This is a genomic window from Spirosoma daeguense (assembly GCF_054776875.1).
Genome location: NZ_BAAHBF010000003.1, coordinates 910,321 through 929,724, shown reverse-complemented (window position 1 = coordinate 929,724; position 19,404 = coordinate 910,321). Strand labels below are relative to the sequence as shown.

Below are 19,404 nucleotides of genomic sequence, written 5' to 3'. Positions count from 1 at the left end.
TATTTTTATACAGGTAAGTCGACAGGCTTTTTAGCGCTTACCCATTGTTCCGACTGTTCGTCGTAATATTTTAACACTTTCGCAGGATTTCCGCCTACAATCGTGTAAGGAGACACATTACGTGTAACGACACTCCCTCCTGCTACCACGGCGTGCCGACCGATTGTAACGCCTGCCGTAATCGTTACGTTAGCACCAATCCAGCAATCATCCTCAACAATAATCCGGTTCATGGTTACGGGCTGGTCACGAATAGGCATCCGAACATCTTCGTAAACATGGTTTAAACCGGACAGCACTACGTGTTGCGCCAGTATTACGTTCGAGCCAATTGTTACCGGACCAATCACCACACCACCAATACCGACTAACGTGTTATCGCCGATCTCGACGCTTCCTACGCCATTATTCACTACGCTGAAGTCATCGATAATGCTACGTACCCCTAGCTTAAAGGGGTTAAAAGGCAGCACATCCAGTCGAACACTTGACCGAACAATGGACGTACGATGGCGTTGATGTATAAACGGATTTACAAACCAGTTCACCCAACGACGTGGGCGAGCCTGATGGGGTGGAATCAGCATCCAATGAACAAACCGCTTGATTGCTGGTCGCTCATCGAGGTATTTTTTTAGCGACATGTTCTGTCAGTATCAATCAGTTTGTGAACTGTGGTTGATGTAAAATCTATACGCATCAATTACAGAAATCGATGCAAACCAGCGCAGTATTATTAATAATGCGTATTCAGGTAGTTGAATACTTCCTCTCTATTCCTGGCATGAAGAATTTTCGCGCCAGATAAAGCCGGGAAGATAGTATCGTATTCATTGAAGTGGTGCTCCATTCCTCCACCCGGATGCGATAGGATAATATTCATGCCTTCAAAATAGCTAGCCAGTGCCGCCGTTCCGCCATGCATCGAAATAAACCGATCACAGTTGGCGTATACCATCAACTGCAAGTGATTGAAATTCTTAGCCTTCGACTTGTGCTGATCATACAAATCGTTCATTAACAGCACTTCCGGATGATTTTCGCGCAACCAGCTATGCTCATTCAGATCCATGATTTCGCTATTATCGACCACAATCTGGCTTGATAAAGGGCGGTTATAGATAATCTGATACGTTGATTTATACGTCGATATAATCCGTTCCAGCGAAGGAATATCCAGAAAGTTAACAGGCGGTTTATCCCATTCAATATTGTATTTGTTGGCGATTACCAGAATAGGTTTATCATAAACAAATACGTCATTTTTATAGTGTTTTTTTAACGGTACACGAGCCCATTTCGTAAAGCTGAATGTTGGGCTATGCGTCATATTTGGCACATCGTAGTAGCCATATCCTCTTTCCCAAATTCGTTTTTCGTATTTCTCTTCGTGATTTTCGCTAAAGAAATAAAACGGCTTTGTGTTTACACAAGAAATGGTTTTTGCTAACGTACCATTCAAATGATGCCAATATGCAAACGGCAGAACGTAACGTAACTCCTGATCAAATTCACCCTGAAAATCAGTAACTTTATACTGTTTTTTTGAGAAAAAATCCTTCGTCCAGAATTGAATCTGATTCAATCGGCAATAGTAGTTATCACGTATGAAATATCGTAAATCAGGGCGAAGGCCGGGATATTTCAACGTAGCAACAACGTAAAGAGCTTTCAGCATTAACTGCTGCATAACCAAAATTGGGCTAGTTCAAGAATCGAGTCATCATAAGTTTACTACTTTTCAACTTATGAAAACAAACAAATACTACAAGTAATCAAATTTTATCAATGTTATGACTCAAATTTGCGAGTGAAGCCACTATCCAATGTGTAAAATTTTGGGAATTTTAATTCTTTATTAACCGCCAAGGCCGACAAATAGCCTCGCGCTGTTGGAAAGCTTATTACCAACCAATTCCCAGCTATACCTAACAACTCACTATGGACATAATGAACCCCATCAAGCGCAGGAACTTTAGAAAACTCTTCATCAACGCCTTTACCCGTTGCTTTCAGTAACGCTTCCTTTCGCGTCCATAATCGGTAAAACTGTTGAGACGTATCATCATTCTCTATCAAACTTTTTTGTTCCTGTTGACTAAAGCTAAAGTCAGCAACATCTCGCCAGTTAAAATCTGAATTCACTTCCTCTATATCAACACCTACCTCCGCTTTGGCAAAGGCAAGCATTACCCATTGCCCTGAGTGTGATACGTTTATGTGCCAACCCGTTTGCCCACTTAGTTCGGGTTTTTTCGATCTGCCAACTGAAATGCGAACCTCATCTGGTGGCAGATTAATATGCTTCCCAGCCAATAATCGAAGTAAAGCTCTGGCAAATACAAATCGGTAACGGTCGGCCTGGCGATGAAAACGATTCGCCCGGCCACGTTCGTCAGTATCCAGAAAACCCTCCCACAGCAACGTATCAGACGTAGCGTCAGGCAAACAGAATCGAAACACAGCTACGTCATCATCAAAAAAACAGTCGGTTATTGGTTGCCATATAACGTTCTCTTCAGTTGAACAGGATACGGTTGAAAATTCCATCAACTCTTTTATTTACAAACGATTACAATACATAAATTTAATATATACCAGATAGGCAAATGATTGATAATTAGACAATTCCAATTCTACATCGGTGACCCTCACAAGTCTAAATCGTCTAAATGCTAATCATGCGATGCACTACCCATAAATTTCTTACGATCCATTTTCTGTTGCCAGATAGTTTGCGGGTAGCTATCGCTCTGACAGTCTGCCTATTACTAGGCAATCACTTTTCGGTTCTGGCCCAACGATGCAATGCCCCATCCAGCGATTTAATCATTAACCAATCTTTTGGCACCACGCAGCAGACGCCTTCATTAACAGGTTTGACCTCCTATGACTACGTAGCAGCGGCATGCCCCGAAGACGGGCAATATACGATTTCAGATACAGTTGACGGTACGTGCTTTAGCTCCTTCTGGCATGCTTTACCAGAAGATCATACGCCCGGCGATGTAGGCGGCAATCTTATGATTGTAAATGGAGCTTTCGAGGCTGGCGAGTTTTACAAACAACCGATTGCTGCTGGTCTTTGTCCGGGTTCAAGTTACGAATTATCACTATGGGCGGTCAATTTAATTAAACCCGGTGTTTGCCAGAATTCAGTGTTACCCAATCTCACAATTCGCGTCGAAACAGAGAATGGAGAACTTCTTAAATCAATTGATTTAGGAACAATTGCCGAAACACCAACGCCCATCTGGAACCAGTATTCAACTGTTTTTACGGCTCCGGAAACCGATCAGCGTGTTGTGATCAAGCTTCTGAATCAGGAAGGCGGTTGCGGAAACGATCTGGCAATCGACGATATTCAGCTCAGACAGTGCAGTGCATGTATGCCCGATCCAGTTTATGTGCCCGACACATTCACTCCAAACAATGATGGCACGAATGATGATCTAGATATTTTTCTTCAGAATGTTACGTCATTTAGCCTAAAAATATACGACCGATGGGGAAATCTACTATTTGTAAGCAACGCGCCAGAGCATAAATGGGATGGTACATTTAACGGCCATTCTTGCGCATCTGGCGATTATGCTTGGGTTATAGGTTATAAGTCGGCGCATCCAACTAAGGGCGAACAAAATTTTGTTCGGCGAGGTCGCGTCCAGTTAATACGTTAACTACTCTTTTTACGCTGAGAACTACGAATCAATCGATACTAAATTGCTAGGCATTACATATAAAGCACCAGAAAAAAAGGGGCGTCAACAACATACCGAAATGAGTAATACCCAAAAAGCAATGGACGGTGGAAAGTGGATAACACTGTCTACTGTTATTTCGACTTTATTTCAATTTTTACAGGTTGCCGTACTCGCCCGCGTACTCGATCCGGCTGATTTTGGTATTGTCAGCATCAGTAATCTGATCATCTCGTTTTTCCAGCTTTTTTCAAATATGGGGTTTGCGAACTCTATTATTTATAAGCAGGAAAGCAATCGTAACGTTTTATCGACTTTATACTTTCTGAATATTCTGGTTGGCGTCTTTCTATATGCGCTGGTTCACCTAAGTAGTCCCCTAATTGTTACGTTCTATCATGAACCAAAGCTGGCTCACGTACTCGAGATCTCTTCTTATTATTTTGTGATCGGTTATTTTGGGCAGCTTTACATGTACCTGCTCGAAAAAGAACTCCGGTTTAAATCGGTAGCCTGCATCGAAATTGGCGCGAGTGTTATTGGCACAATTACCACCGTTACGTTGGCCTACAATGGATTTCACGAGTTATCGCTTATCATCGGTACGTTGGTGACACAAACAATTAAATCGGTTCTACAAATCATCTTTGGCTGGTCGCTTTTCAAACCTGCGCTTTACTTCAAGCTGAATGCTATTCAGGAACATTTGCGGTTTGGTATTTACAACATGGGCGATGGTATTCTGGGCTTTATCCAGTTTAACTCCGACAATATCTTCATTGGTGGTATGTTGGGCGTGAAGATGCTCGGTTATTACACAATTGCCTACCAGTTGGCCATTTTTCCGATCACGAAACTAAATCCAATTATTCTACAGGTAGCTTACCCAATATTGGCTAAAATGAAGGATAACAATGATGGACTAAAGAAATCGTATCTCAAAATTCTGGATTTTCTCAGCTATTGTAATCTACCCCTATTGGCCGGACTTTTTATTACTGCCGATAGCGTAGTGCCATTGATTTACGGACCGGGCTGGGAAAAAACGACTGAACTGATCCAGATTTTTGTCTTTATAAGTGTTTTCGCGTGTCTTAGCCATCCGCTATTCACCTTGGCTTTTACAAAAGGGAAACCTAACTTATTATTTTATTTGAATCTGGGTACGCTGGTCGTTAAGATTCCTTTGGTGTATATTTTTGGTACGTATTGGGGTGTTACAGGTATTGCTATAGCATTTATGTTGTCTACTTTTCTAAATATGGTTGCCAATTTTGCCATAGCCCATTCATTGATTGGTGATTTTATCGGCGTTTTTCTGAAAAACTTTGCCAAACCGCTGCTTTTTTGTGCTATAATGATTGGTGTCGTTGCGCTATACAAACTGTTTTTTGGTAGTACGGGTGTATGGAACACGGTAGCAGAGGTGTGCTTGGGTGGTGCTACGTATGCTATTCTGACATTGCTTTACAAACTTCCCTTGTCGCAAATTAAGTCTTACCGCGAATCGTTTCTGTAACGTAGTGCTAATAAAAATCCCCGTAACGAACAATTACGGGGATTTTTATTAGCACTACGTCACAGAAAAAACCCTAACTATTGTCCAGTGCTTTTTGTAAAGCACGCGCGAAGGCTTTATCGTTAGGAGGAAGCAACATCATTTCATGATCGCCCGGAACGCTATGAATTCGTACACCTTGTAGTGCGTATTTTTTCCAGCCTAAGAACTTACTATCATCAACAAAATATACCCGGAGTTGCGCTTTGAAAAGATCGACAATACCGTCGTAAGGCCGCATTTTATAATTGTAGAACGCAACCTCATGCTTTTCGATAATGGCATTTAACTGATCAAATTCTTTTTCTACTACTGGCGGTTTTTGAATACCTGTGGCCATCAACAATGCTTGAAACTGCCGCGCTACGTAGTTCTGTTGGTAGCGAATTGTCAATATTGGATGTTTTACCAATGACTCTGCAAACCATAGCATTTTAGGGAACTGTCGGAATATTTTTTTCCGTACCCAACCAATCATATCCTGACGACTATCTGATTCCTGCGCGTTGGTGTCGAACATAGCCAACATTTTCACTTCCTTGCCCATTTCTTTTAACTGACGGGCCATTTCAAGTGCTACGTATCCACCGAACGAATAACCTGCTATGGCATATGGTCCATCAGGGTTTTGTTCAAGTACTTCACTCAGATACGTTGACGCAATGGCTTCCATATTATCGAGCGGTTCTTCAACACCATCCAAACCTCTTGCCTGCAAGCCATAAATAGGTTGCTCAGCGTCCATATAATTAACCAGACTACTGAAATTCAATAAATTAAGTCCAATTCCATGAATAATATAAATGGGCACTTTACTTCCCTGCGGCTTAATCGGCACCAACGATTTCCAGGCAGTTGGGGGCTCTTCGGTTTGAACCAATTGGGCCAGTTTCCGAATAGTTGGGTAGGTAAGCAACGTCGATAACGGTAACCGCCGACCTGTTTCTTTTTCGAGCTGGGTCATGACCTGAACGGCAATCATCGAATGCCCTCCCAACTCAAAAAAATCACTGTCTATACCAACCTCATCTAACCCCAGTCCTTCTGCCCAAATACGTGCAATCAGCTTTTCCGTCTCGGTAACCGGTTCGGCTTTAACACCTTTGTTGGCGGCAAATGAACTTGGTTTTGGCAGGGCTTTCCGGTCGATTTTGCCATTGGGCGTAACCGGCAATTTCTCCAGACTGACAAAATCCGACGGAACCATGTAGGTCGGCAACAAATCCTGAAGCTTTATTCGCCAGGCGGGTACCTGTGCTAAAAAAGCGTCGGTCTTCAGAAAAGGCTCCGTCACCAGATAAGCCACCAATCGCTGATCGCCAGGACGATCTTCGCGAGCCATTACAACGGCATCTTTGATACCCGTCTGTGTAACCAGCGCATGTTCAACTTCGCCAAGCTCAACCCGATACCCTCTGATTTTCACCTGCTGATCGATACGTCCCAAACAATGGATTTCGCCATTACTCATAAACTTACCCAAGTCGCCAGTCCGATACATTTTTGTCTTTTTCGACGTATCGAATAGATTAGGTACAAACTTTTCCTTTGTCAGCTCAGGACGATTCAGATACCCTCGTGCTACGCCATCACCCGCCAGATAGATTTCTCCGACAACCCCTTCCGGCACAGGTTTGAGCTGTTCATCAAGGATATAAACCTGCGTGTTTTGGATTGGACGGCCAATAGTAATGATTTCGTCGCTCGCCAGAATCTGTTTACCCGTCGAATAAATCGTTGTTTCGGTTGGGCCATACATGTTCCAGAGCGTATCGCAACGGGCAGTCAGTTTCTGCGCCAAATCTTTCGACATGGGCTCTCCACAGCATAAAATCTTCAGCGGTAACGGCTCTTCCCAGCCAGCCGCCAGCATCATCTTATATGTTGCCGGAGTTGCCTGAATGATAGAAATAGCCTGTTGTTTCGAAATATCGAGCAAGGCCCGTCCATCGCGGGTTGTTTCCGCATCAGCCAGTACCAACGTAGCACCAACCAGCAACGGAAGGTATAATTCCAGACCAGCAATATCGAACGAGATGGTTGTAACGGCCAGTAAAGCATCATCTTTGGTGATACCGGGCCAGGGAATCATGGCATATAACAGATTCACCAGATTCCGATGCTCAATCAGTACGCCTTTAGGCTGCCCCGTTGAACCGGACGTGTAGAGAATATACGCCAGATCAGTGGGAGCAACAGGCAACGCAGGTTCATCTTTCGAATAATTGTCGAGGTTACGTAGTACGTCGTCAATTAATAATACAGTGGTCTGATTACCTGTCTGATACGTAGCACCACCGCCAGCATTGTATTTGGCCGACGTAACGACCATGCTAGCCGATGAGTCAGCTAACATAAACGCAATTCGGTCGTGTGGGTATTCCGGATCGATTGGTACGTAGGCGGCACCGGCTTTTAAGACTGCCAGTAACGTAATGAGCATTTCGGGCGAACGGTCGAGCACAACGCCAACCACGCGCCGTTCTGTACCCGCTCCTACCCCCTGTTGCTGAATAGCATTGGCAACCTGATTGGCCAGTTCATTTAGCTCACGATACGTTAGCGATGGCCGTTGTGTATTTCCGGTAAAAATCAGCGCGGTTTTGTCAGGATACTGCTTTGCGGTTTGCGTTAACAACACAGGCAAGGCGGTATCTTTCGGATAGTCAGCGTCTGTGGCATTCCAATCGGCTAACTTCTGTATCTGTTCGCGCTGATCGGTCAACTGAATATGCTCAACAAGCACAGCGGGATTGATGACCAGTTCATTCAAAATATGTTTGAACTCGGTCATCATCCGATCAATAGACTCTTCCTTAAATAAATGCGTATTGTAGGCCCACTCAACCACTAGTGGCTCTCCCGATGCGTTGGCAGGTACGCTTCCGCTAATATTAACGAATAAATCAACGGCACTAAATTGACGCGGATTGCTAATGAGCGAATACGTGAGCCCATCAAAATAAACGCCATCGTCCAGTCCCATGTCTACGTTAAAAATAACTGGAACAAGTGGCACTCGGGATGGGTCGCGGGCAATAGCCAGTTTATTAAGTAACGTACTGAATGTCAGCCGTTGATGCTCATACGCATCCAATACGTCTTCTTTACGTTGTTTAAGGTATTGAAGAAAACTCTGTTCCGACCGTGGGAAGCTACGTAGCGGTAATAGATTGACGCAGTGCCCCACCAGATTTAAATAACCCGTGGCCGACTGGCCAGACGTAGGCAATCCAACCACAATATCCTGCTGGCCCGTCAGGCGATACAAAAACACCTCAAAAGCGGCCAGTAATGTTGTTACAAAGCTACAACCTGCTTTTAACCCCATCTGCTTTACCGCCAGTGCCAATGAAGCCTCAAGCGGATAATCTTTCCGGAGACTGTCGTATGTACGTAATGCTGGTCGGGCAAAATCGGTAGGTAAATCAAGAACGGGCACCGATTCCTGATACTGCTCAAGCCAGAATTTCTCAGTGTCCCGATATTCTTCACTGCCAATAAATGCGTGCTGTTCAGCCGCATACTGGCTATATAAAGGCGCATCTGGGAGGTCGGGAGTCATTTGCCGAACAAAAGCGGTATAGAGTTTGCTCAAGTCCTGCAAAAGAATCCCCAGCGACCAGCCATCGCAAACAATATGATGCCCGGTCAGCGTAAAATGATACGTTGAATCCGACAGTTTGATTAAGCCTCCCCGAATCAAAGGCCCATTTACCAGATCGAATAGAAAAAGAGCATCTTCCGTTAGGTATTTCTGAACAAGCTTTTCCTGCTCAGCACCTGATTTTGTCGAGTAATCAAGATAAGTTAGATCAGAAGTAAGCGATTCGAAAACACAAATCTGCCTTCCATCGGCACTAAAAGCCGAGTGAAGTGCTTCATGACGAAGTAGCAGAGATTGCCAGGCCCGGACAAATGCCTGACGGTCTAATGTGCCATTGAATCGCAGCGAAACGGATTCGTTAAAGCCTCGGTTTGCATCATCGCCCCCAAACAAACAAGTTGTCCATATTTCAATTTGTGGCTCAGTCGATGCCGCCAGGCGCACAATTTCAGGACCACCAAAGGGATCAAAATCAACAGCTATAAGATTTACGCCCGTACTATCTTTTACCATCCGTCCTCTACGTTAGTCAACTTGCAGATATTTACCGGGTTGATCGGGGTTCGGTATAAACCAGGCAGGATTTCCTGATAGATCGCGTCCTAGTCTGGCTCCCGGAACTGGTGGTACATTATCTGCAAAAGTTACGCCATTTGCTTTCTCTGTATTCTCCTGACCAGAAGTCCCTTTAAAAATGCCTGCATCTATCAGTTGCTCAACGCTTTCGGTAAAACACTGAATGATTACATCAATTTCTGAATTTGTATGAACCTCTGTCAGAAAGCACGGGAATCCATCCCAGATATGAATACCCTTTTCACGCATTAAAGTAAACAACAACTCACCATAAATCACATCTTCTTTAAACTTTATTTTCCATAATGAGCCAAATTGGACTATAAATAAAGGAAGATGATGCCGCTCTGATATTACGTTGAGCGCATCGGCTAGTCGTTTTGTTTTTTTCGTAAGCTGTTGTTGTAGCTCAACACCGGCTTCTTTCATGTACGTCAGCGATGCTTTAGCAGCAGCGAGCGCCAACGGATGCCGCACAAACGTACCTGCAAAATACGTAACGCCAATCTCAGGCACAGACTCATCGCCATACTGCCAGAAACCGCCATCAAGCGCATCCATGAACTGTCGTTTTCCGGCAATAACGCCAATTGGAATACCAGCACTCACCACTTTCCCGTAAGTTCCGAGGTCGGCTTTGATGCCAAATAACGCTTGTGTACCACCTGGATGCATACGGAATCCCGTAATGACTTCGTCGAAAATAAGAGCTGTACCCGACTCGGCTGTGATTGCTCGTAAGCGTTTCAAAAACTCAATCGGTACAAACTCCGGACGCCGACTCTGAACCGGTTCAACCAGAACAGCCGCCAGTTCATGCGCCCGCTCGCGAATAATTTTCAAGCTCTCATCGGTTCCATAATCCAGAATCAGCATGTTCTGAACCGATTCGGGCATGATACCCGGCGCGGCTGGAAATGATTTTAATTTCTTGGTTCCACGTACCAGAACCTCATCGACAATGCCGTGATAGGAACCTGAAAACGCTACAATCAACGAGCGACCGGTGACAGTACGGGCAATGCGCATTGCTCCCAACACCGCTTCAGAACCGGTATTGCAAAGTGCAGCACGCTCGGCACCAGTTAGGTCACAAATCAGCTCGCTTACCTCACCAGCCAGTTCATGCTGTGGGCCTACTTCGTAACCGTCTTCAATCTGAGCATGTAATGCTTCTTTAATCCAATCGGGCTGGTAACCAAACATATTGGAACCAAAGCCATTCAGCGCATCGATATATTCGTTGCCATCAATGTCCCACAGGCGACTCCCTTTTGAGCGATTGACCACAAGTGGATAAACGAGTTCTTTGGTTTGTGGCCGGAAACCCGTTACTACACGCGGGTCGGCCATGTGTGATCGGTGCTTCTGGGCATACGCTTTACTACTGGCAGTTTTTTGGTTATACCGTTGGGTCAGTTGATCAATAAACTGTTGCTGTTTTTCGGGCAATCCAGACGCCTGACGTTCGATACGTGCGGTTGCGCCGAAAGGCTTTTTGAGTTCTGCTTTTTCTTCTGCCGATAAATCTGACGTATCAGTTAGCGGCTTAACCGAAACCGTCAGTTTAGCAGATGAAACGCCATTGGCTTGCACAGCCGGTGCAATTGTAGGTGTGGGTGCTGGTGCCGTCTGCGTACTTGTACCCTGCAAAAGAGCAACCTGCCGTGCCAGCAGTTGAAGCTGTTCGGCGATCAAACTCAACGCTGAGTCACCACCTGCCGATGGCGTAATTACAGGAGCCACTGGCAAAACTGGCATCGCGTGGGCAGCAGGTGCACCAGGCTGAGAAGTTGCAACAGCAGACGGCTGGCTTACTTCAGCAGGGAGGGTCTGATCCAGATAATCAGCCAGTAATGCCGTCGACGAATAAGTATTTGTTAATTGCCGAAACGTTATCGGTACGTTGAATTCCTTTTTTAGCGTCAATGCCACCTGTGTAAGGAGCAACGAATCCAGCCCGATTTCCAGAAAACTTTTGTCGGCAGATACGCCCTGCATATCAATACCCGACGCATCTTCGAGCAGGTTATTTATTCGGCTAATCAATGAATCTTTTCTCATAACGAGTGACGGGGTTGGCACACCCGCAGCCATGGAGTGGTAGTTTGGGACTTTGTCAGCCCCTTTTTGAGGATGTGTTACGGAGTTATCAGTTACAATCTGATCGGCTAGTTCCAGCGAGCTACGTAGCAACAATGTGCTATCCATTTTCACCGGATTTACCCAGCAGAGTTTTCGATCAAAGGAGTAGGTTGGCAGGTTTACTTTCCGGCGTTTATGACCAGCGTAAACCGATTTCCAGTTGGGAGTCAGACCGTTTATATAGAGTTGGCCTAACGTAGCAAGCACCGATTGTCGGGCAGTAGTCCAATCAGGTTGATTCGGCAATCCAGCCAATATCGTAACTGACTTTTTACCAGCCTGTTGGCGAGCCAACGTAGCCGCAACTAAACCAGGCCCGGATTCGAGTAAGAGCGGATTATCGAGCGTAAAGATTGTGTTGAGCGCATCGGCGAAACGTACTGTCGCCCGAAGGTGAGTTGCCCAGTAAAGCGGATCTGTGGACTGAGAATCGGTCAACCACGTACCTGTTACGGTCGATACAATCGGTTTTTGGGGACGAGCCAACGAAATTTTACCGACTGTTTGGGCGAACGTATCAACAATTGGGTCCATCATGGCCGAATGAAACGCATGACTGGTTACCAATGGCTGATTCGCTATTTCCTGTTCATCAAGCAAACGGGCAAAATCGGCAATATCTTCGTCTGGGCCAGCAACCACACACAGCCGATGGCTATTGATAGCCGCCATCGACAAGGTTTCGGGCAATATGGCCTCCACTTTCTGCGCTTCCATACGTACCGAAAGCATACTGCCCCGTGGTAATTCACTCACCATACGCCCACGGGCGGCAATCAATGTCAATGCATCGGCCAGCGAGAAAACACCCGCCAGATGAGCCGCAACAAACTCACCAATACTATGTCCGCAGAAAATGCTTGGTTCAATTCCCCAACTCATCCATAAACGGGCCAATGCGTATTCGGTAACAAACAGCGCGGGCTGCGTGTATCGCGTATTTTTCAGACGCTGTTCGGCTTCTGAATCAGCCGTTTCCGGATACATGATCTGGCGAATATCTTTATCAAGATGTTCCTTCAACAGTTCGGCGCAGGTATCAACAGCTTCCCGAAATACAGATTCGCTTTCGTATAATCCGCATCCCATGTTCAGGAATTGCGAACCCTGCCCCGGAAATAAGAAAACGATTTCGTCGGGCAAAACGGTTGTTTCGGCCGACTTCACGGCGCTTCCACTACCCGATGCGATTAACTTTTCGCTCAACTCCGATGCAGTGGTTGCCACTACGTAGCGTCGATGCGAAAAATCCGCACGAGTTGTTTGTAGTGTAAATGCTACGTCGGCCAGATTCTGCGATGGATTTTGACGTAGCGTTTCAGCAAGTTGCATTGCATACTCGTCGGCACTACGTACTGATTTCGCCGACCACGTAATAAGCTGTGGCGAAGGTGTTTCTGTGGCAGAAGTATCAGCTACGCTATCGGCAACTTCTTCCAGTACTACGTGAACGTTGGTGCCGCCAACGCCAAATGAACTTACGCCCGCTCTACGTAGCGTATTTTCCCGCTCACCACGTAGTGTCCAGTCTGTAAGCTGGGTGTTGACAAAAAACGGGCTATTCTCAAAATCAATGGCGGGGTTCGCCCGATTATAGTGCAACGAGGCCGGAAGTTGTCGGTAATATAAAGCCAGCGTTGTTTTGATGAAACCCGCCACTCCCGCAGCCTGCGTCAGGTGCCCCATATTGCTTTTAATGGAACCTATGGCGCAGAATTGTTTTTCGGTCTGTTCGCCGAAAGCCTGAATAAGTCCGTCAATCTCGATAGGATCGCCAAGTGGCGTAGCCGTTCCGTGAGCCTCAACGTAGCTGATGGTTTGGGGCGAAATACCGGCGTCGGCAATAGCCATCGCAATGGCACCCGCCTGACCTTCAGCACTTGGCGCGGTAAAACTGCCCTTGCCCGCTCCATCGTTATTGACGCCAATGCCTTTAATAACCGCGTAAATGGTATCGCCATCACGCCGAGCCGCTTCGAGATTTTTGAGCAACACAACCCCAGCCCCATCACTAAAAACAGTTCCCTTTGCCTCAGCATCGAACGAGCGACAATGGCCGTCCTGGCTCAACATGGCTTCTTCTTGGTATAAATGGCCGCTGTTGATAGGCGTAGTGATACTGGCTCCACCGGCCAATGCCACTTCACATTGTCCGTTACGCAGGCTTTGAACGGCCTGAGTAATAGCTAATAGCGACGTAGAACAGGCCGAATAAACACTTACCGCAGGGCCTTTCAGATTTAGCTGGTAGGCCGTACGCGAAGCAATGTAGTCTTTCTCATTGAGCGTCATTACCTGAAACGCACCTATCTGGTTGACTAAATCCGTGTTTTGCAGTACGTTATTGAGGTAATACGTATTATTTCCGCATCCGGCAAATACCCCAACCCGACCTTTATAATGCTGTGGTAAATAGCCCGTTTGCTCTAAAGTTTCCCATGCTATTTCCAGAAAAACCCGTTGTTGCGGGTCCATCAGTTGAGCCACTTTCGGCGACAAACCGAAAAACGTAGCGTCGAACTGATTGGCGTGATCGATAACTCCTCTTGCTTTTACGTAGGTCGGATCATTTTTGAGACTAGCCGGAATCGACTCATCCAGTTCATCATCCGTAAAAAAGCGAGTTGTCTCTTTACTCTGTTTCAGGATGTTCCACAACGTAGCGATATCGCTGGCTCCCGGAAAACGTCCTGCCATCCCGATCACGGCAATGTCGCCCTGAGTCGTTGACAAAGACGTAGCAGAAACAGGTGTTTCGGAGGTTGACCGATCTTCTTTAGGTTGCAGATAACGAGCCACACCCGCTACGGTCGGAAATTGGTATAGTTTGGTTACCGGTACTACGTATTGATTTTGCGCGAGTATTGCTATTGTTTTCTGAGCTAGTAGCGAATTTCCGCCCAGTTCAAAGAAATTATCGTCTAGGCCGATCTTATCGAGTTGAAGCACGCTACACCATAGTTCGGCAACGTTCTGCTCAATTTTTGTTTTCGGTTTCCGAAAAGCAACAGCCAGTTCGGGACGTTTTCGTTCGGGTTCGGGCAGGCGTTTCTTATCAACTTTTCCGCTGGTTGTTTTCGGAAGTTCGTCGAGCCAGACAAAAGCCGATGGCATCATATATTCCGGCAAACGCTGATCAAGCGCCTTACGTAGTGCCGACGTATCAGTTTGATCCGTAGCTGAAACCAGATAAGCAACTAACTGCTTTTGTCCACCAACTCCTTCGCGAGCAACAACAACGGCTTGCTTTATTCCAGCCGTGTGATTGATGACAACCTCAACTTCGCCCAGTTCAACCCGGTGCCCCCGAATCTTTACCTGATCGTCGCGACGGCCTAAATACTCAATATTTCCATCAGGTAGCAAACGACCAACGTCGCCTGTTCGATAGACACGTATTGATCCATTTTCGGCAGTCTGGAGTTGTATAAATTTCTCGCTGGTTAAAGCTGGCTGATTCAGATATCCTTCGGCAAGACACGCTCCAGCAAAACACAGTTCGCCCGTTTCGCCATCGGGAAGCGTATTTAACTGCTCATCGACAACTAAAAGTGTTACGTTATCGATGGGCGTACCGATGTTCGGTAATGCGGGCCAACTAGACGGTTCACCTTCCAGTTTCAACTGAGTTACTACGTGGCATTCGGTTGGGCCATACTGATTAAATAATGTACAATCGGGCAGGTTCGAGAAGAATTCGACCAGTTGTGGGGTAATTTTCAGTTGTTCCCCCGCCGTCATAATTTCCCGCAAATACAATGGGAAACGCTTGGTGCTTACAGCCGCTTCGGCCAGATACTGAAGCGCAACGAACGGCAAAAACAGGCGATTGATAGCCTGTTCATCAATAAACCGCAGTAATGCATTTAAATCGAGCCGCAACGTTTCATCGATCAGCAACAACGTACCGCCTGTACAGAACGTAGCAAAAATCTCCTGAAACGAAACATCGAAACTAAGCGGGGCCAGTTGAAGCGTGCGCGTGTTACTATCAGCTTCCGAATTCTTTTCCTGCCAACGTAGCAGATTCATTAGCGGCTCCTGTCCCATGCAAACACCTTTGGGTTTGCCGGTAGATCCAGATGTATACAATACGTAAGCAAGGCCAGTCTGTTCCGGAATTTTTGGAGCAGCGTACTTGTGTTCACGATCTGAGCGAATTACCTGAAGGTTAAGCTCAGCGAAAAGCGGTTCATCCTGCTCTGTTGCCAGACAGGTTGTCAGTCCTGAATCGGAAATAATTTGTTCAAGCCGCGACGCCGGGTAAGCTGGATCAAGCGGCAAATAAGCCTTACCTGCTTTTAGAATTGCCAGCACACCGACAACCATTTCCAGATTACGTGTTGTACTGACGCCAATTACCGTAGTAGTTGGAGCTACCAGCAGAATAGCCTGACAGAGTTCATCCGCCAGCCGATTAAGTTGCTCATAACGTAATGAACGGTCGCTCGCTATCACAGCCGTTTGGCCTGGATACGTAGTAGCTATTTGTGCTACCCATTCATGAAGATACTGCGGGGTGAGGTTTCCCCGACTTATGCCATTAACCTGCATAGAGGTAATCGATTGATTGTCAGCAATTACCCAAACTATAAATTATCCGATTAGCCAATTGCAGATCAGCTAACTTACACGCATTACTACATACTTGCGTATCTATAATGCGTTACGTTGCGCTTGCAATGCGCGCTCCTGCTCGCTCGTTGTCGGCATAGCATCAGCGCGTCTTGGAACGTCAACGTAGTTTCCTTCAACCCGGTTTAATACCGTTAGTATTGGCTGGTTGGTTACACGCACGTACATACTCAACAATTGTTTTTCGGTACGCGACCAGGGGCTGTTAGCGTCAATTAAGAATAGGGACAAAGCACTGCTTTTCAGCAGGTAAACAGGAATCTGATGGTTAATCAGCGCTGGTAGTTCGAGAATAATCCGGTCAAATTGAGAGGCTTCAAAACCGTGATTATAATCGATCAAATAATCCACACCCGTTACGTTCATGAAATCGGGGCGAATAGTATATGGGAAATACGTAATGCCATTTCGGCGTTCCAACTGTTCTTTACCGGTTGAGCGCGGATAACAGTAAGCAACCTGCTGGTCAGCTTTTTCGTATAATTCAATCAATCCATTAGCTACCCAGGTTTTTCCCTGTTTCGACCGAATGCTGAAAAGCGTAATGATAGGCGGATACGGTTTCGTCGTATTTTGGGTTACTTCGATATTGATAGCGTTGAACAACTGTTCAAACATGCTACGTGCCGCCCGCGTCGCTTTCGTATAAACATGTGGCTTACGTACTGTCGGAAAAAGGGCCGTAACAGGCATCCCAATCATTTCTTCGGCCTGCTCAGGCGATTTAATACGTTTGTCGAGCCAGAAACGTAATGCTGTTAATAGGAGGGCTAAAAATATACCAACACCAAAACCAATGGCTATCAACTGAAAACGCTTGGAAGGCTTTGGAAGCAACGGAAAATCAGGCGCATCCAGAATTTCGAGCGTTCCACCAATCGATACGTCCTGACGGCGCGTACGCGACTGTTCTACGTTCTGTAGCAAATCCAGATATTCCTTTTCGGCAATTTCCATATCCCGATTCAGCTGGCGAAGTTGCGACCCCAACGGACCATATTGGTCGGTTTTGGCCTGATAATCATCCATCTGTTTCTTATACAACTCCACTCTCGCCGACGATTCTTCGTATTCCAGCGATTTATTCAGCCGGTCGTTTGCTACGGTCTGATTCGGAACGGCATCGGCAGTATTTACAACCGCATCATATTTTTGCGCGCTGATTTTCAGTTCTTCCGATGCCTGGTTAACCGCAGCCTGCAATTGACTGATTGCCTGTCTGGACTGACCATAGGCTCGTGCATTGGCCAGCTTATTTTCGGCTTCCGTTAATTTTTTCTGTTTTTCGTTCAGATCGTTGTTAGCCGAACGAACTGTGCTTTGCTGGCCCATACGCTTACTGAGCGCATCAAGAGCCGCTTTTGCCGCATTCTTACGTAATAACTCCTGATTATACTCGTGGCTAAGTGCTTCACGCGAAGTAGCCATATTTCGAGCCTCTTCATCGTAATCAAGCACTTGGTGTTGAGCCCCAAATGCGCGTAGATTTGCTTCGGCCTGCGCTAGTTTCGACTTGGCCTTTTCCAGTTTCGATTCGTAATACCCAATTACCGAATTTGTCTCTGACGTTTTCAGGTTTGAATAGCGCTTATTCAAAACTTCAATGGCATAACGTAGTGTACTCTGTGCCACAGCCGGATCGTCCGACTCGTATTCCATCATCAGAATATCGTTCGTATTCTTACGAGGAGTAGCTTTGATTCCTTCGCTTAACTGTTGCACCGAGTAATACGAATCGGAGGTCAATAGTAGCGTTTTAATTGGGTTATCGGATGGCACTTTTACCAGACTATCAATCGTACGACGTAGCAAGGCCGAATCGGCAGCAATGTAGAACAGATTCTCCCAGCCGGGCGTAATAGCCTGATGAAGTTTCTGAAAACCCGGTGCAGACAACACTAACGTATCAGGTTGACGTAACCGAAGGTGATCTGTTAATAATTCAATTCCTATTTGAATTCCGGTTTCTCGCGAACTTAGTGTCGTTAGAATATTATCGACTGCGCTGGCCGACCGGTCGTTAAACATGCTTTGTTTATCGGACAACAGCGAGTATCTGGATACCAAACCAGTATAAAGCGTAGCCTGCGATTTATAGACCTTGATTTCATTTCGAGTTGCCAGAAAAGCCGCTCCAGCCGCTACGCAGGGCAGCAGAATAAACCAGAGCAGATGCTGTTTCAGCAGACGAAAAAATACCTCAATAGTCATAAACTTAATTATTACGTTTCAATCGTTGGATGGGAGAGCCCGTTAAGGCTTCAAAATAATGAACATTCTTCAGAAAATCACCTTTTGACTGTTCAGACGAAGTTTTAGCCTGTACGTATCGGCTGGTGATAATAGACACAGCATCGGCCGATACGGCCCCTTTCTGCAATTCAGCTTCCGCGACCCGTAGGGCCGTTAACGAAGCCTGTTCGTCCATCAAACGGATTTTAAGCAATTGTTGAGCTGTTATCATATCCTGATAAATGGCAATCAGCTCACGCCGTAACTGTAATTCAATGACATCTTTCTGGATAACAGCCGCCTTATAATTTGAGGCAGCCTGCCGAATCTGATGTTTGCGACCAAATAACTCATACAGAGGCAAACGTACATCAACACCAGCACGATAGCCATTATTAAGCTGAATATCTGGTCCGGCGGTTGCCAATGATGAAGTTAACGATTGATTACCTATCGATCCATTTACAAAACCAGATACATTCTGTAAAATCTGCACCTTCGATACAGCATGAGCCGCATCAAGTCCGTTCACAACTTCATTCTGATATTTGATTAAAGGAGAATGCGTTACGGCAACTTTTACAATTTCGTCGAAGGGAAGTAGCTGAACGGCAATGTCCTGATTGATATCGAGATACATGGTATCTTCGGCCATTCCTGATGCCGACCCAAACGAAACCAGTCCACGAGCCCCTCGCTTCTGCTGCCCTAAACAATCCGTGAACGATAATAAACCGAACAGTATAAAGAAACTGAATCGAAAAAGCACTACACTATGCGACTTATTAAAACCCGAATCCATTCTTAATAAATTTACCAGAGCCCCACGTTTTAAGAATAACTTTTGCTAGGCACTAAGTTACTGATTTACAAAACAAGGCAAGCTATTATTCACCAACCACCACATTATCTCCTTCAAGCAAGCTAATTGTTTATAAACTTATGACGTA

General features: G+C 45.8%; 9 protein-coding genes. 2 read left to right on the top strand and 7 right to left on the bottom strand.

Translation table 11 applies throughout. The annotated features are described in order from the left end of the window. Nucleotides 1-5: 5 nt before the first annotated feature. The 3 genes from ACYVD4_RS12715 to ACYVD4_RS12705 all read right to left on the bottom strand — a co-directional run bounded on the left by ACYVD4_RS12715 (nt 6) and on the right by ACYVD4_RS12705 (nt 2,550). Nucleotides 6-644 (bottom strand): acyltransferase, encoded by a 639-nt coding sequence (locus ACYVD4_RS12715; protein ID WP_460946085.1) that lies wholly within the window; start codon nt 642-644, stop codon nt 6-8. Between the two features lie 92 nt (nt 645-736). Beyond that, nucleotides 737-1,690, bottom strand: coding sequence for a hypothetical protein (locus ACYVD4_RS12710; RefSeq protein WP_460946083.1), 954 nt, complete (start codon nt 1,688-1,690; stop codon nt 737-739). Nucleotides 1,691-1,791: 101 nt separating this feature from the next. After that, nucleotides 1,792-2,550: a 4'-phosphopantetheinyl transferase family protein gene (locus tag ACYVD4_RS12705; RefSeq protein ID WP_460946081.1), complete on the bottom strand. Its 759-nt coding sequence runs from the start codon at nt 2,548-2,550 to the stop codon at nt 1,792-1,794. Between the two features lie 131 nt (nt 2,551-2,681). Between ACYVD4_RS12705 and ACYVD4_RS12700 the strand changes: the two genes are divergently transcribed. Then, nucleotides 2,682-3,680: a gliding motility-associated C-terminal domain-containing protein gene (locus tag ACYVD4_RS12700; RefSeq protein WP_460946079.1), complete on the top strand. Its 999-nt coding sequence runs from the start codon at nt 2,682-2,684 to the stop codon at nt 3,678-3,680. A 100-nt stretch (nt 3,681-3,780) separates the two neighbouring features. Continuing rightward, nucleotides 3,781-5,220, top strand: coding sequence for an MOP flippase family protein (locus ACYVD4_RS12695; RefSeq protein WP_460946077.1), 1,440 nt, complete (start codon nt 3,781-3,783; stop codon nt 5,218-5,220). Between the two features lie 73 nt (nt 5,221-5,293). On the opposite strand, the gene ACYVD4_RS12690 is transcribed toward ACYVD4_RS12695, so the two are convergent. The 4 genes from ACYVD4_RS12690 to ACYVD4_RS12675 form a co-directional block, all read right to left on the bottom strand. Continuing rightward, the gene (locus tag ACYVD4_RS12690) at nt 5,294-9,379 is read right to left on the bottom strand and encodes a non-ribosomal peptide synthetase (protein WP_460946075.1); all 4,086 of its coding nucleotides are present in this window, start codon (nt 9,377-9,379) and stop codon (nt 5,294-5,296) included. Nucleotides 9,380-9,391: 12 nt separating this feature from the next. After that, complete coding sequence (locus ACYVD4_RS12685) at nt 9,392-16,141, bottom strand: amino acid adenylation domain-containing protein (protein ID WP_460946073.1); 6,750 nt, start codon at nt 16,139-16,141, stop codon at nt 9,392-9,394. A gap of 102 nt (nt 16,142-16,243) precedes the next feature. Continuing rightward, nucleotides 16,244-18,433, bottom strand: coding sequence for a GumC family protein (locus tag ACYVD4_RS12680; protein WP_460946071.1), 2,190 nt, complete (start codon nt 18,431-18,433; stop codon nt 16,244-16,246). A 4-nt stretch (nt 18,434-18,437) separates the two neighbouring features. Continuing rightward, the gene (locus tag ACYVD4_RS12675) at nt 18,438-19,256 is read right to left on the bottom strand and encodes a TolC family protein (protein ID WP_460946069.1); all 819 of its coding nucleotides are present in this window, start codon (nt 19,254-19,256) and stop codon (nt 18,438-18,440) included. Nucleotides 19,257-19,404 lie beyond the last annotated feature (148 nt).

Coding starts and splice junctions, on each gene's coding strand:
- ACYVD4_RS12715 (WP_460946085.1), bottom strand. CDS start 644: ATGTCGCTAAAAAAATACCTCGATGAGCGACCAGCAATCAAGCGGTTT.
- ACYVD4_RS12710 (WP_460946083.1), bottom strand. CDS start 1,690: ATGCAGCAGTTAATGCTGAAAGCTCTTTACGTTGTTGCTACGTTGAAA.
- ACYVD4_RS12705 (WP_460946081.1), bottom strand. CDS start 2,550: ATGGAATTTTCAACCGTATCCTGTTCAACTGAAGAGAACGTTATATGG.
- ACYVD4_RS12700 (WP_460946079.1), top strand. CDS start 2,682: ATGCGATGCACTACCCATAAATTTCTTACGATCCATTTTCTGTTGCCA.
- ACYVD4_RS12695 (WP_460946077.1), top strand. CDS start 3,781: ATGAGTAATACCCAAAAAGCAATGGACGGTGGAAAGTGGATAACACTG.
- ACYVD4_RS12690 (WP_460946075.1), bottom strand. CDS start 9,379: ATGGTAAAAGATAGTACGGGCGTAAATCTTATAGCTGTTGATTTTGAT.
- ACYVD4_RS12685 (WP_460946073.1), bottom strand. CDS start 16,141: ATGCAGGTTAATGGCATAAGTCGGGGAAACCTCACCCCGCAGTATCTT.
- ACYVD4_RS12680 (WP_460946071.1), bottom strand. CDS start 18,433: ATGACTATTGAGGTATTTTTTCGTCTGCTGAAACAGCATCTGCTCTGG.
- ACYVD4_RS12675 (WP_460946069.1), bottom strand. CDS start 19,256: ATGGATTCGGGTTTTAATAAGTCGCATAGTGTAGTGCTTTTTCGATTC.